Origin of the sequence: Rossellomorea aquimaris (genome assembly GCF_008180865.1) — a bacterium.
Classification (GTDB): Bacteria; Bacillota; Bacilli; order Bacillales; family Bacillaceae_B; genus Rossellomorea; species Rossellomorea yichunensis.
Genome location: NZ_VTEX01000002.1, coordinates 201,180 through 214,520, shown reverse-complemented (window position 1 = coordinate 214,520; position 13,341 = coordinate 201,180). Strand labels below are relative to the sequence as shown.

The 13,341-nt window shown below is 42.6% G+C and carries 13 protein-coding genes and 1 pseudogene; 12 read left to right on the top strand and 2 right to left on the bottom strand.

What is annotated here, in order from left to right; genetic code table 11:
• The first annotated feature begins 5 nt into the window (after positions 1-5).
• From FZC88_RS08585 to FZC88_RS08575, 3 genes are all read left to right on the top strand, one after another.
• Positions 6-497, top strand: a complete 492-nt coding sequence (locus FZC88_RS08585; protein WP_148994461.1) for a response regulator — start codon at positions 6-8, stop codon at positions 495-497.
• A gap of 196 nt (positions 498-693) precedes the next feature.
• Positions 694-1,494 (top strand): AraC family transcriptional regulator, encoded by an 801-nt coding sequence (locus FZC88_RS08580; protein ID WP_148994460.1) that lies wholly within the window; start codon positions 694-696, stop codon positions 1,492-1,494.
• Positions 1,495-1,589: 95 nt separating this feature from the next.
• Entirely contained in the window at positions 1,590-2,000 is a 411-nt protein-coding gene (locus tag FZC88_RS08575; RefSeq protein ID WP_148994459.1) for a DUF1761 domain-containing protein, read from the top strand.
• 60 nt (positions 2,001-2,060) lie between these two features.
• Here the strand turns inward: FZC88_RS08575 and rluF are convergent, their stop codons facing one another.
• Positions 2,061-2,768: a 23S rRNA pseudouridine(2604) synthase RluF gene (gene rluF / locus FZC88_RS08570; RefSeq protein ID WP_148994458.1), complete on the bottom strand. Its 708-nt coding sequence runs from the start codon at positions 2,766-2,768 to the stop codon at positions 2,061-2,063.
• A gap of 199 nt (positions 2,769-2,967) precedes the next feature.
• Here rluF and FZC88_RS08565 point away from each other — a divergent pair, with 199 nt between their 5' ends.
• The 3 genes from FZC88_RS08565 to FZC88_RS08555 all read left to right on the top strand — a co-directional run bounded on the left by FZC88_RS08565 (position 2,968) and on the right by FZC88_RS08555 (position 4,427).
• The gene (locus FZC88_RS08565; RefSeq protein WP_148994457.1) at positions 2,968-3,741 is read left to right on the top strand and encodes a MerR family transcriptional regulator; all 774 of its coding nucleotides are present in this window, start codon (positions 2,968-2,970) and stop codon (positions 3,739-3,741) included.
• Positions 3,742-3,826: 85 nt separating this feature from the next.
• A complete protein-coding gene (locus tag FZC88_RS08560) occupies positions 3,827-3,976 on the top strand; it encodes a DUF3934 family protein (RefSeq protein ID WP_082051258.1) in 150 nt (49 codons plus the stop codon).
• 250 nt (positions 3,977-4,226) lie between these two features.
• The gene (locus tag FZC88_RS08555; protein WP_060671790.1) at positions 4,227-4,427 is read left to right on the top strand and encodes a cold-shock protein; all 201 of its coding nucleotides are present in this window, start codon (positions 4,227-4,229) and stop codon (positions 4,425-4,427) included.
• A gap of 95 nt (positions 4,428-4,522) precedes the next feature.
• Here the strand turns inward: FZC88_RS08555 and FZC88_RS08550 are convergent, their stop codons facing one another.
• Positions 4,523-4,735 (bottom strand): hypothetical protein, encoded by a 213-nt coding sequence (locus tag FZC88_RS08550; protein ID WP_148994456.1) that lies wholly within the window; start codon positions 4,733-4,735, stop codon positions 4,523-4,525.
• A 319-nt stretch (positions 4,736-5,054) separates the two neighbouring features.
• Here FZC88_RS08550 and FZC88_RS08545 point away from each other — a divergent pair, with 319 nt between their 5' ends.
• The 6 genes and pseudogenes from FZC88_RS08545 (at position 5,055) to FZC88_RS08520 (ending at position 13,220) form a co-directional block, all read left to right on the top strand.
• Positions 5,055-5,255: a cold-shock protein gene (locus tag FZC88_RS08545; protein ID WP_064094055.1), complete on the top strand. Its 201-nt coding sequence runs from the start codon at positions 5,055-5,057 to the stop codon at positions 5,253-5,255.
• Between the two features lie 434 nt (positions 5,256-5,689).
• Complete coding sequence (locus tag FZC88_RS08540) at positions 5,690-7,135, top strand: DEAD/DEAH box helicase (RefSeq protein WP_148994455.1); 1,446 nt, start codon at positions 5,690-5,692, stop codon at positions 7,133-7,135.
• 128 nt (positions 7,136-7,263) lie between these two features.
• Positions 7,264-8,131, top strand: a pseudogene (locus FZC88_RS08535) (AraC family transcriptional regulator).
• A 512-nt stretch (positions 8,132-8,643) separates the two neighbouring features.
• Positions 8,644-9,660, top strand: coding sequence for a LacI family DNA-binding transcriptional regulator (locus tag FZC88_RS08530; RefSeq protein WP_148994454.1), 1,017 nt, complete (start codon positions 8,644-8,646; stop codon positions 9,658-9,660).
• Between the two features lie 145 nt (positions 9,661-9,805).
• Positions 9,806-11,914: an amylo-alpha-1,6-glucosidase gene (locus tag FZC88_RS08525; RefSeq protein ID WP_148994453.1), complete on the top strand. Its 2,109-nt coding sequence runs from the start codon at positions 9,806-9,808 to the stop codon at positions 11,912-11,914.
• A gap of 55 nt (positions 11,915-11,969) precedes the next feature.
• Positions 11,970-13,220 carry an ABC transporter substrate-binding protein gene (locus FZC88_RS08520; RefSeq protein WP_148994452.1) on the top strand — a complete coding sequence of 417 codons (1,251 nt, stop codon included), beginning with the start codon at positions 11,970-11,972 and terminating at the stop codon, positions 13,218-13,220.
• The last annotated feature ends 121 nt before the right edge of the window (positions 13,221-13,341 follow it).

Here is a 13,341-nt window from a genome sequence, read left to right as displayed (position 1 = left end):
CCTACATGATTCGAATCGTCATTGCAGAGGATCAGGAATTATTACGTGGAACCCTGACCTCCATCCTCAACCTGGAAGAAGACATGGAAGTAGTCGGCCAGGTAAAGGATGGGCAAGAAGCACTCGCCCTTGTCCACCAATTGAAACCAGACCTCTTTATCATGGATATTGAAATGCTCGAGAGGGACGGACCTCTGGAAGCTGTGAAGACAGTGGGATGTCATCTGCTTGTTTTGACGACATTTCCGAAAAAGGGATATTTAGAGCGGGCTCAACAATTCGATGCAGGCGGATACTTACTAAAGGACAGTCCAAGTGAAGAGCTGACTTCCTCGATTCGCAGCATAGTGGAGGGGAAGCGGGTTTATTCTCCTAAGTTAACCGAAGAGGATGAGGAGTCTCAGGAGTCTGGTTCATTCCACATTCCCCACCCGCCAGGCCCGGTGAAGAACTATTTCACTATGATTATGGATAAGATGAAGTCACCAGCAGGGTGAGTTTGAGGGGTCTGTCTCCCATGCGGTTTACGCAGTGGGGGGCAGACCCCTTTTTCAATTTACATGCTTGAGTTAAATCACAGCTTTTGAAATAATTGGTGTGAGCAATAGGGCTCTCTTTGTTAAAGAAAAGGAGAGCCATACGTTTCTACTAAAGCAAGAGGTAATCCTGTACATAAAAGGTGAGATCTGTGTTATGAAATTTGAGGTCAGAAAGCCTGATAAGAATTTGAGACCGTGGATTGAATGCTACTGGAATGTAGAGTTGCACACGGGGACGGAAGACAAGACTGAATTAATCCTGCCCAACGGAAAGGTTGAAATGATTTTTGCACTTGAAGGAAACTATAAAGTGATGAATCGGAGAACCCGCAGCGTAAACCAATCTTGGTTGTCGGGGTGTCACTATGAACCTTTAGAAATCAATTACCGGGGGAAATCAAACTTAATTGGCATACGTTTTTATCCACACGGGATTTTTCCTTTTTTAGAGATCCCCATTGGTGAAACGGTCAACCAGGTAGATTCCCTCCATTCCATTTGGGGAGTTTTTCAGGAGGAAATGTATGAAGCCCTTTGCATGGTAAAAGAAAACGCAGAGATATATCCCCTTTTAGATCAGTTCTTGATTAGAAAAATATCTGAAAAGAAAACAAAACAATTTAAAGTCATCACAGGTATAGTAAATCAGCTGAAAATGAATCCCAATCAATCGATTCCAACATTGGCGGCTTCCTTAGGTTTTACTCAAAGACACCTTACGAGGATCTTTCATGATCACACAGGTGTGAATCCGAAGCTGCTGGCTCAGGTATACAGGTTTGAGAAAGCCTATTCATCTCTCTATTCCCATTCTCATAACGAAGTGGCAGATTTGATTTCTAAGTTGGGGTATTATGATCAGTCTCACTTCAATAAAGAGTTTAAACGGTTTTCCGGTATGACACCTGGAGAGTATAAAAGAAGGGCATCCGGTTCTGAGAATTTTCTTTCATAAAAACATGTCCATTTTTTACAATACATTTCCTCGCCGTGTACCTATAATGGGTGAAGGTCATACATTATGTGCAGGAAGGAAGAGGAAAAAAGAATATGCTAGCTCAATCAGCTGAATCCATTAACTACTTAGCGGTATTTGTGGCAGCACTATCTTCCTTTGTAATAGGAGGTTTATGGTATTCCCTCCTATTCGGGAAAGCTTGGATGGTGGAAAACAATTTTGACGAAGAAGACATGAAGAACGGTCACATGGGGAAAATCTTCGGTGGTGCATTTATCCTATCACTTATTATTTCGATTGTATTGGTGCTGTTTTTAGGTCCGGACAGAAACGGGATGATCGGAGCTTCTGCAGGGTTCACAGCAGGGCTTTTCTGGGTGGCGACCGCGATGGGTATCACGTATTTATTTGAAAGGAAATCAATTAAACTTTTCTTCATAAATGCCGGGTATCATGTTGTGACCTTTACGTTGATGGGTTTCATATTAGGGATATGGAGATAGGTTTACACAAGTAAAAACCGGACCCACCATACGTAACGTATGGTAGGTCCGGTTGAATGATTACCATTCCTTCGGTTCATAATCCAAATCCTGAAACAATCGCGTCTTCTCTTTCTTAGAAAGGTCGCGCCATTGTCCCACAGGCAGATTCCCCAGTTGAATATTCATGATGCGCGTGCGCTGCAGTCTGTAGACCTCATATCCAAGGGCCTCACACATACGGCGGATCTGCCGATTCAACCCTTGAGTCAACGTGATTTGGAACACGTATTTTGACACCTGCTCCACTTTACAAGGCAGGGTTTTCGTTCCAAGAATCTTAACGCCCTCTGACATCTGCTTTAAGAAATCCTCTGAAATCGGACGGTCAACAGTGACAATGTATTCTTTCTCGTGCTGATTTTCCGCACGGAGGATTTCATTGACGATATCCCCGTCGTTCGTCAGAAGAATCAAGCCATCTGAATCTTTGTCCAGTCGTCCAATATTGAAAATTCGCAGGGGATGATTGACGAGATCCACAATATTCCCCTTGACACCCTTTTCAGTTGTACTTGTAATCCCAACAGGTTTATTTAGTGCAATATACACATTATTTCTTGCTACCCGGACAGGAGCTCCGCTAACTTTCACATCATCCCCGGGATTCACTTGATCGCCAATCTTCGCGATCTTCCCGTTGATGGTCACTCTTCCTTCGGTAATCAATTTATCTGCACCGCGTCTGGATGCCTTTCCAGCCTCGCTTATATACTTATTGATACGCATGCTCAACACAACCTTAAACTGATAATTAATAATCTAAGAATATCGGACTGACACTTTATTTTCAAGGGATTCCCCTAAATAGATCCCGTGCAGGCGGGCTATCCTATGAAAGATAAATAACGCGAACTTTTTTTCAAATTCCCCCTTTACATTTACGCAGCGTCAACCTGTAAAGTAAGAATTGTCAGGAGGTGACATCATGGAATATACCGTCAAGAAACTTGGAGAGATTGCTGGGGTGAGCACGAGGGCCCTGCGCTATTATGATGAAATTGAGCTTCTGAAGCCGGCCAGGACCAATTCGTCAGGATACCGGATTTACGGGCAGAAGGAAGTCGATCGCCTGCAGCAGATCCTCTTTTACAAAGAACTGGGTGTAGGACTGGATGAGATCAAGGATATTCTTGATGATCCTGCCTTTGACGCAACCCATGCCTTACGGGAACACCGGGAAACCTTAATGGCCAGACGCGCGCAGCTTGATCAATTGATTGCAAATGTAGATAAAACATTACGTGTAAAGGAAGGGAGAATCACCATGTCGGATAAAGAAAAGTTTGAAGGGTTCAAGGAGAAAATGGTGGAAGAAAATGAGAAAAAGTACGGGGGAGAAGTGCGGGGGAAATACGGCGACAAGGCAGTGGACGAATCCAACGCCAGAGTCATGAACATGTCTCAGGAAGACCATGAAAAGATCACTGCACTAGAGCAGGAAATTAAACAAACCTTAGGGGAAGCATTTCAAACCGGTAATCCCGCAAGCGACGCTGCCCAGAAAGCGGCTGACCTCCATAGGCAGTGGATTTCGTTCTACTGGGGGCATTACAGTAAAGAAGCCCATGCAGGCCTTGCTCAGATGTATGTGGATGATGATCGGTTCAAGGCTTATTATGACGCTGAGCAAGACGGTGTAGCCGAGTTCTTGCGGGATGCGATTCACATCTATACAGGACAGGAAAAAGAAGTGGAATAAACAAGAAGTACTCTCATCCGCCGATAAGTGTTATGATATGGAGACGAACGTGAAAGAACGAACCTTATCATAACGGAGTGAAAAAATGAGTAAACCAAAGAAAAAGAGCGGAACGGGCCAAGGCACTGGAAAGAAAGGCTGGAATCGCTGGCAGGCCGGAGCGAATAAGAAAAAGAGCAACAAGCCTTATACAAGTAAAGGCGTGAAGCATGGGAGTAAGCAGGAAGATAAGTAGTCATATGTAAGTCCATTTCCTTTTGGGGAAGTGGACTTTTTTTATAGGAGGTTTAAGGAGTTTATGAGTGCGTCTTAAACAAACTTATAAAAAGCATTTGCTATTTTTACGATTTCCTGTTATTCTAAGAAAGAATTATTTTTGTTCGGTCTGTAAGGAATGAAAGTATTTAAACTTTTCGCCTTTGATATCTAATTGAGCAATAATAGTAATAAATCGTGGATTCGAGTCCACACAGGAGGAAACACACATGCAAGAAGGTACAGTAAAATGGTTTAACGCAGAAAAAGGTTTCGGTTTCATCGAAATCGAAGGTGGAGAAGATGTATTCGTACATTTCTCAGCTATCCAAGGCGAAGGATTTAAATCTTTAGACGAAGGTCAAAAAGTTACATTTGACACTGAGCAAGGTCAACGTGGACTTCAAGCGACTAACGTAAACAAAGCGTAATAGCTTTATGATGAAGGACTCTCTCGTAGAGTCCTTTTTTATTGTCAAAAAAAAAGGAGGTGCCTGTCGAACAAGTAGCAGGCAGCCCTCCACAATTATGTTAACGCATACTTGATGATTCCTTGAATGTAAACAGATGTTTCATTCTGAGCACATTCCCTGATTTTGATTTTCCCTTCTTTTTCTAACTCATTTGCCAGATTTTCAATGGTTTGCGCTTCTTCTTTTGACGTCATAGGAATGTCAATTGAAAAGAAGTTTCCGCGGCTGGCTTGATTTAAACTTTTTAATAATCCAATTTTATTCATTGGGTCATCCCCTTTATCTCTTACTTTCGACACAAGGATGGTTTTCTCCTTTACTGATGGAGAGTTTAAGGGTAAATATTCAAAGGTTATTTTAAAGTGAGCCGCCTGAGTTAAATGATGAAGGAAGTGGGAAGATCATTGGTTTGTGAAGAATATAGGAATAGATTTGCTTTTTCTCAGGTTATCTGTTATTCTAAATAAGAATTATTTTTGTTCGGTCTGTAAGGAAAGAAAGTATTTAAACTTTTCGCCTTTGATATCTAATTGAGCAACGATAGTAATAAATCGTGGATTCAAGTCCACACAGGAGGAAACAATTATGCAACAAGGTACAGTAAAATGGTTTAACGCAGAAAAAGGTTTCGGTTTCATCGAAATCGAAGGTGGAGAAGATGTATTCGTACATTTCTCAGCTATCCAAGGCGAAGGATTTAAATCTTTAGACGAAGGTCAAAAAGTTACATTTGACACTGAGCAAGGTCAACGTGGACTTCAAGCGACTAACGTAAACAAAGCGTAATAGCTTTTGATGAAGGGACTCTCTCGGAGGGTCCTTTTTTTATTGTTGGGGAATAGATATTAGTGGGGATTATTAGGGAGGCTGAACGATCCGCCTCCGCTTTAGGTGACATCCAGCTCCGGCGGCTAGAGGCTCGAGGTCATAAGTCAAACATGCCAAAAAGGCAAAGAGCGCCTTTCCGGCATGTTCGCCTTATGCTTGTCGGGGCTGATCAAGTCGCCTCCGCTTTTGGATATAAAAAGGGACCGACAGCGTTCGTCGGTCCCGGAGACAACATGTTACAAGTTAAAAATGGTTAGGTAAAGCATAACACACTATTGGTGGAATACCTAAAGATATTTGAAAAGAATTTGCAGAGGGTATTTTTCCATTGAATAGAATCGACACTATCCTATGAGAATAAGACTATATGAAGGAATGAATGAGGTATTGAAATGAGTATAAAGCAATTTAAGGATTATAAGCTTAGTGATGATATTGTAAGGGCTCTATCCGATTTAGGCTATCAGGCTCCAACCGAGGTTCAGTCCAAAGTGCTCCCATTGGCTCTGGAGAAGGAGGATCTTGTTGTGCGTTCCCAAACAGGAAGCGGTAAGACAGCCTCTTTCGGGATTCCGATTTGTGAGTTGGTAGCATGGGAAGAAAATAAGCCTCAGGCACTTGTGCTGACACCAACCCGTGAACTCGCGGTTCAAGTGAAAGAAGATATCACGAACATCGGACGTTATAAGCGAATCAAAGCGGCTGCAGTGTATGGGAAGTCGCCTTTTCACCGACAAAAGCTTGAGCTTAAGCAGAAAAATCATGTCGTAGTCGGCACTCCCGGTCGTGTTCTCGATCATATTGAAAAAGGAACATTTCCACTGGATAAGCTTGCGTACCTAGTGATCGATGAAGCCGATGAGATGCTGAACATGGGGTTTATTGAACAGGTGGAAGCGATTATTCAGGAGTTGCCGGCAGACCGGGTAACGTTGACATTCTCTGCTACATTACCTGAGGATGTCGAAGCACTCTGCCATAAATATATGAAGAAACCTGTTCATATTGAAATTAAGGCAACCGGCATTACAACAGATAAGATTGACCATTCCATTATCGAAGTGAAAGAGGATGACAAGCTGACTCTTCTGAAAAACGTGACAACCGTTGAGAATCCCGATAGCTGCATCATTTTTTGCCGAACAAAAGAAAATGTGGATACATTATGTGATGAGTTGGACCAATCAGGGTATCCTGTTGATAAAATACATGGCGGTATGATTCAGGAAGCGCGCTTTGAAGTGATGGACGATTTTAAAAGAGGGGAATTCAGGTATCTCATCGCAACCGATGTGGCGGCGCGTGGGATTGATATCGAAAATATTACCCACGTCATCAATTATGATATCCCTATGGAGAAAGAAAGTTATGTTCACCGAACAGGAAGAACAGGGCGCGCCGGTTCTGCAGGAAAGGCGATCACCTTCTGCACACCATATGAAGATAAATTCCTTGCTGAGATTGAAGGCTATATCGGATTTACGATTCCAAAGCTGCAGCCGCCGTCACAGGACACAGTGGCGAAAGCGAAGGCGGATTTTGAACGGAAATTAGAGACGGAACCTGATTTTAAATCAGACAAGAGTGAGCAATTGAATAGAGATATCATGAAACTCTACTTCAATGGCGGCAAGAAAAAGAAAATCAGGGCAGTCGATTTCGTCGGAACAATTGCGAAAATCGAAGGAGTAAGCGCAGATGACATCGGCATCATCACCATTCAGGAAAACCTTTCCTACGTGGAGATTTTGAACGGTAAAGGATCACTGGTATTGCATGCGATGAAGAAAACCACAGTCAAGGGTAAGATGCTGAAGGTTCATGAAGCGAGAAAATAATTAAGTTGGTGGGCCTTCTCTAAAGAGGAGGCCACTTTTATAAAGATCAAATCCTGCAAATTGGTGCACGATAAGTCGGGTTGCTTTAATTCTATCTTGCTATTCTATTGATGAAGGGGGCAGTGGAAATGGATTCATTGAAGAATATGAATGACGCTTTACGGTACATCGAAGAGAACTTGACTGAAGAAATCAATTTTGAAAAAGTGGCTCAGCGTGCGTATTGTTCAGAGTATCACTTTAAACGGATGTTTTCGTTCCTTGCGGGGATTCCCTTATCGGAATACATCAGGCGCCGCCGTTTGACCCTGGCAGCTCTTGAACTGCAAAACAGCGACGTAAAGGTAATCGATATTGCCATGAAATATGGATATTCTTCACCCGATTCCTTTACGAGAGTGTTCCAAAAAAATGCATGGCGTCACTCCGTCACAAGTGAGCGGTCATTCACTCAAAGCATTTCCACCTATGACCTTCCAGTTATCCATCAGAGGAGGCAATGAAATGAATTATCGAATCGTAAAGAAAGAACCGTTTTCCATTGTAGGTATCATGAAACGGGTGCCACTCATTTTTAATGGGGTGAATCCTGAAATTGCAGAAATGTGGCAAAGCTTGGACGAGGACATGATCAAGAGATTTAAGAGCATGTCAAATGTAGAACCACAAGGATTGATTAGTGCATCCGTCAATTTTTCTGAAGGCAGGATGGAGGAAAAGGGGGAGCTCGATCATTATATAGGGGCTGCAACAACAGAGGAGTGTCCAGATGGTTTATCGAAACTTGAAGTTCCCCATCTGACATGGGCTGTATTCGAAGCGGTCGGACCATTTCCGGCCACTTTGCAACATGTGTGGGGGCGGATCTACTCTGAATGGTTCCCGTCTTCAAGCTATGAACAAGCAGAGGGACCGGAGATGTTGTGGAATGAGAGTAAGGACGTTGGATCGAATACGTTTAGAAGTGAAATATGGATACCGGTTAGGAAAAAGTAAGGGAAAAGCAGCGAATTCATTTGGATTCGCTGTTTTTTTAGAATGTAGGAATCATAAAGGGGGGGGATTTTAGAAAAGAATGAATGGATGGTTGAAAAGGTAAGGATTCTTAAAGGAATGAGTGGATTATCAGCGAAATATTGATTTTATCAGCGAAATATTGATTTTATCAGCGATATTTTCAATTTATCAGCGAAATTCAGATTATATCAGCGAAATCCAAAATTTATCAGCGAACCCAGACATTCAAAAATAGGCATAACCATGGTCCTGTTTTCAGTGACCACGTTCCGATTTGATCTGAGGTCTATTTAACGGCGAAACCCAAAATATAACGGCGAATGAAGCATTAAAGAGGAGCGAATACCTAGGATCAACAAGCTATAGGTGAGACACGGTGCCTGTCCCCATGTCCCACCAAGCAACGTTATTGAAAAATAATGTTGTAATCGTTTTCAAGATGTTGTATTATTCAGTTAAAGGAAATCCGAAACGTTTTGGGAGATGTACAAGTGACTACAATTAAAGATATTGCCAGAGTAGCTGGGGTATCCGTTACGACGGTGTCAAGAGCGTTAAATGGATATTCTGATGTCAACGAAGACACGAGAAGGAAGATTGCAGAAGTTGCCAAGGAGTTAAATTATAGTCCGAATTCGATTGCTCGAAGTCTGGTCATGAAGAAGTCGAAAACGATTGGATTACTCGTTTCCGGATTTACGAAGGAAAGTGTAAAGGATAATTTCATTGTGGAAGTGCTGGCGGGGATTAATGAGTTTGTTTCAGGTGCTGACTACGATCTTGTTTTATTCAACACCAATTCTTCGAAGCAGCGTGAAAAGACGTATACTCAACTTTGCAGAGAAAGAAGAGTGGACGGGGTCATTATCCAGGGGATTCGAACCGATGATCCTTATTTACATGAAGTCGTCGAAAGTGATATTCCTTGCGTATTAATTGATATTCCCCTTGAGTCCGGGAATGTGAGTCATGTGACGACGGATAATGTATTAGGGGCTGAAAAAGCCGTTCAGCATTTACTCGACAATGGACACAAGAACATTGGGATGATTAATGGACATGAGTTCGCGTTTGTTAGTCAGCAGAGATTGGAAGGGTATAAAAATGCTTTACAAGGAGCACAGGTGGAACTCAATACCAAATACGTTGTAAATGGAGAGTTCACAGAAGAAAGTGGAATGAGAGCGGCTAACGCATTATTAACCTCACACCCTGAAATAACAGCATTATTTTGTGCAAGTGATTTAATGGCCATCGGTGCGATGAGTGCAGCGAAAGAGTTGAAGTTACAGGTGCCGGAAAAACTTTCGGTTGTCGGATATGATGATATTTTGTTAGCTTCATATGTTAGTCCAAAGCTTACAACCATCCAACAAAATAAGTTTCAGCTCGGGTATGAAGGGGCAAGATTATTGCTGGATTTGTTATCAAATCAGTCCAAGACCCACCGAATGGTGTTGGAGACAAAGTTAATCAAAAGAGAAAGTACGAATCATAGAAATAAATAAACGTTGGTGAAAATCTAAAAGCCAACTTTTATTTAGAGGGTAATCCGAAACGTTTTGGAATATTTTTTACCTATTTTCCAAAACGTTTCGGGAAACAGCAAAACAATTCACAAACAATAGCGTTTTGAAAGTAGGAGGAACCAATATGAACTACAGAGTAATTAAAGAAAACAACTTATTTCTTCTTACAGATGAGCAAGGAGATATCGTATCAGATCATAGTTATGGGCTTGGTTTATACAAGAATGACACGAGGTACCTTAGCAAGTTGAATGTGAAAATAAATAATGAAAAACCGATTCTATTACATTCGGATGGATCCGAAAACTATATGTCTACGATTCTATCGACGAACCCCCACCAAGAGGAGGATGGAAATCTTATTCTCTGGAGGGAATCAGTAGAAATCGAACGTAAGCGCTTTATTTATGATGATGTGTTATATGAAACGATTACGACGAAAAACTATTATCCAAAGCCCGTATCGTTTGAGTTGAATGTTGAAGTAGACGTGGACTTCAACGATATGTTTATCGTACGCGGATTTCAAACTGGAAACGTAGGAAAGAGGACAGGTCAGAACGTTGAGGATCAATCCCTCACCTTCCAATATGAAGGAGCAGACGATATCAATCGAGCCACAAAAATTCAGTGGGATGCCAAAGCGAAAAACGTTAAGGAAAATGGAGAGATTACCTTCCAGGTAGAGCTTCAGCATGAGGAAGAACAGTCCATTACATTTATGATCGTTCCACTGGAAAATGTAGAAACCAGAGATGACATTTTACCTGTCGAAGAGGCTCTTCAAAAATTAATAGTCTCTTATAAAGAATGGTCTGCTCAGTTAACGAAAGTAGAAACGGATTACAAGCCGCTTCAACGCCTTGTGGACAGAGGGTTATCTGATCTTAGAGTGTTATTGACTGACACTGGATACGGAAAGTTTCCTGTAGCTGGCCTGCCTTGGTTCGGGGTTCCATTCGGAAGAGACAGTCTGATTGCGGCCCTTCAAATGATCGCGTTCCAACCCCAGGTTGCAAAAGGCACCCTGTTTACGATGGCCGGTGAGCAAGGGACAAAGGTTGATCCTTGGAGAGACGAACAGCCAGGAAAGATCATGCATGAAATTCGCTACGGAGAGCTTGCGAATACGAACCAAATTCCATTCACGCCTTATTACGGAACGATTGATGCAACACCGTTATTCCTTGTTCTTTTAACAGAGTATGTGAAATGGACGGGTGACTTCGATACATTCCATAAGCTGGAAGGCAATGTGAGGAGTGCGCTTGAGTGGATCGATCAATATGGAGATCGTGATGGAGATTTATTCGTAGAGTACCATCAGGAATCATCCAAGGGAATCGCCAACCAAGGCTGGAAGGATTCCGGGGACTCCATCGTTCATCGAAACGGGGAATACGCTGATACGCCTATCGCCTTAGTAGAGGTTCAAGGTTATGTGTACCAGGCGAAACGGGGATTAGCTGCTGTTTATGAAGCACTTGAGAATAATGAAACGGCTTCTAGATTAAAAGCAGAAGCGAAAAACCTGCAAGAACGATTTGAACACGAGTTTTGGATGGATGACCAGGAATTCTACGCCATCGCCCTTGATCAAAACAAAGAAAAGGTAGGTACGATCACTTCCAATCCAGGACATGTTTTATATTCTGAAATGATGTCAGGGAACCGCGCTGAAAAAGTAAGTCAAACGTTAACGAATGACAAAATGTTTTCAGGGTACGGAATTCGTACCATGGGGAAAGGCGAAGCTGGATATAACCCGATGAGCTATCACGATGGAAGCATTTGGCCCCATGATAACAGCATGACTTTGCTGGGATTAAGTAAATTAGGATTTACTGACGAATCGAAGAAGGTGATGAGTGGACTGATTGATGCATCCCGCCACTTCGAATATGATCGACTGCCGGAGTTGTTCTGCGGATATGAATCTGCATTTGGGAAGGCTGTAAAGTATCCGGTTGCTTGTTCTCCACAAGCGTGGGCAGCAGGGACACCACTTGTATTTATTCAATCACTATTAGGGTTGTTTCCAAACAGCTTAACAAAAGCAATACATCTCAATCCGGTTTTACTTGATGAAATGAACATATTGACGGTTCATGATATTACGATTGGTGATGGAGTGCTGTCTCTTTCCTTAACGCGAAAAGGAGACAAAGTAGAAACCACCATTTTAGAAAATTCAACAGGCTACGACATTGTGAAAGAAAAGCAGACAGTGTAATCACATCCAGGAATAACAATCCTAATTTAAATAAATCAAAAAAGGGGTTATGAAAATGGCGAAGAAGAAATGGATCGCGAGTCTAGGTATTACGACGATGTTAGTGGGGACGGTTCTGGCAGGGTGCAGTGGATCAGACGAGAAGACGAGTTCAAATGGAGCTGATGGTGAGAAAGTCGAAATCACTCTTGCCGGCTGGGGAGGAAATCCTTCTGAACAGAAGCTTTTGACTCAAACGATCTCTGACTTTGAAGAAAAACATCCGAATATTGATGTAAAGCACGAAGTCATTTCTGAGCAGTATATGGATGTATTGAAAACACGTTTGATTGGTGGGGAAGGCCCTGACGTTTTCTATTTGGATGCTCTGGAAGCTCCTGCCCTGATTGAAACAGGGGTTGTTGAGCCGCTGGATGATTACGTAACAGAAGATTTCGATGTGAAAGATTTCGAGAAACCGATGCTTGAAGCGTTCCAGGTTGATGGAAAGACATATGGCTTTCCGAAAGACTATTCGACTCTAGCCTTATTCTATAATAAGAAAATGTTTGAAGAAGCAGGAGTAGAAGTTCCGAAAACATGGGATGAGCTTCGTGAAGTTTCAAAGGCTCTTACAAAAGATGGCGTTTATGGATTTGGAGTAGCTCCGGAACTCGCCCGCCTTTATCACATTGCTCAGGCAACAGGTGGAGAAGTCGTGAAGGACGATCAAGCGAACTTTGCTTCAGATAAAGTGGTCAATGCCCTTCAGCCGATCATCGACCAGCATAACGAAGACAAAACCTCTGCACAGGCTTCAGAAGTTGGAGCGAACTGGGGAGGGGAAATGTTCGGGCAAGGGAAAGCAGCCATGGTCATCGAAGGAAACTGGGCGATCCCATTCTTAGCGGATACGTTCCCGGATGTTGAATACGGAACGGCTGAATTACCGACAATCAATGGAGAAAAAGGGACAATGGCCTACACGGTTGGATATGTGATGAATGCGGCATCGGAAAAGAAGGAAGCTTCATGGGAGCTGATCTCGTATCTTACTGGTAAAGAAGGGATGGAAACATGGACGTCCAAAGGGTTTGCCCTTCCGACACGTAAGTCAGTAGCGGAAAAATTAGGGTATGACAAGGATGAATTACGCGGAGCACTAGTAGCCGGAGCACCATATGCGACGGTTTGGGCAGAAGGAAAGAACCTGCCGATCATCATGAACAACTTTAACAACCAATTTATCGCTGCCTTCCTGGGTGACCGACCTCTGGATGAAGCACTGAAAGAAGCAGAAGAACAAGCGAATAGCGAAATTCAATAATCTTATTAATGGTACCTGACACTCATGATTGTGTCAGGTACAGCTTTACCATTGACTGTATTCTTTCTTTTGAGGTCTTCGATGCTGACCTGGGCGGAAAGAATACAGGTAATAGCTGAAG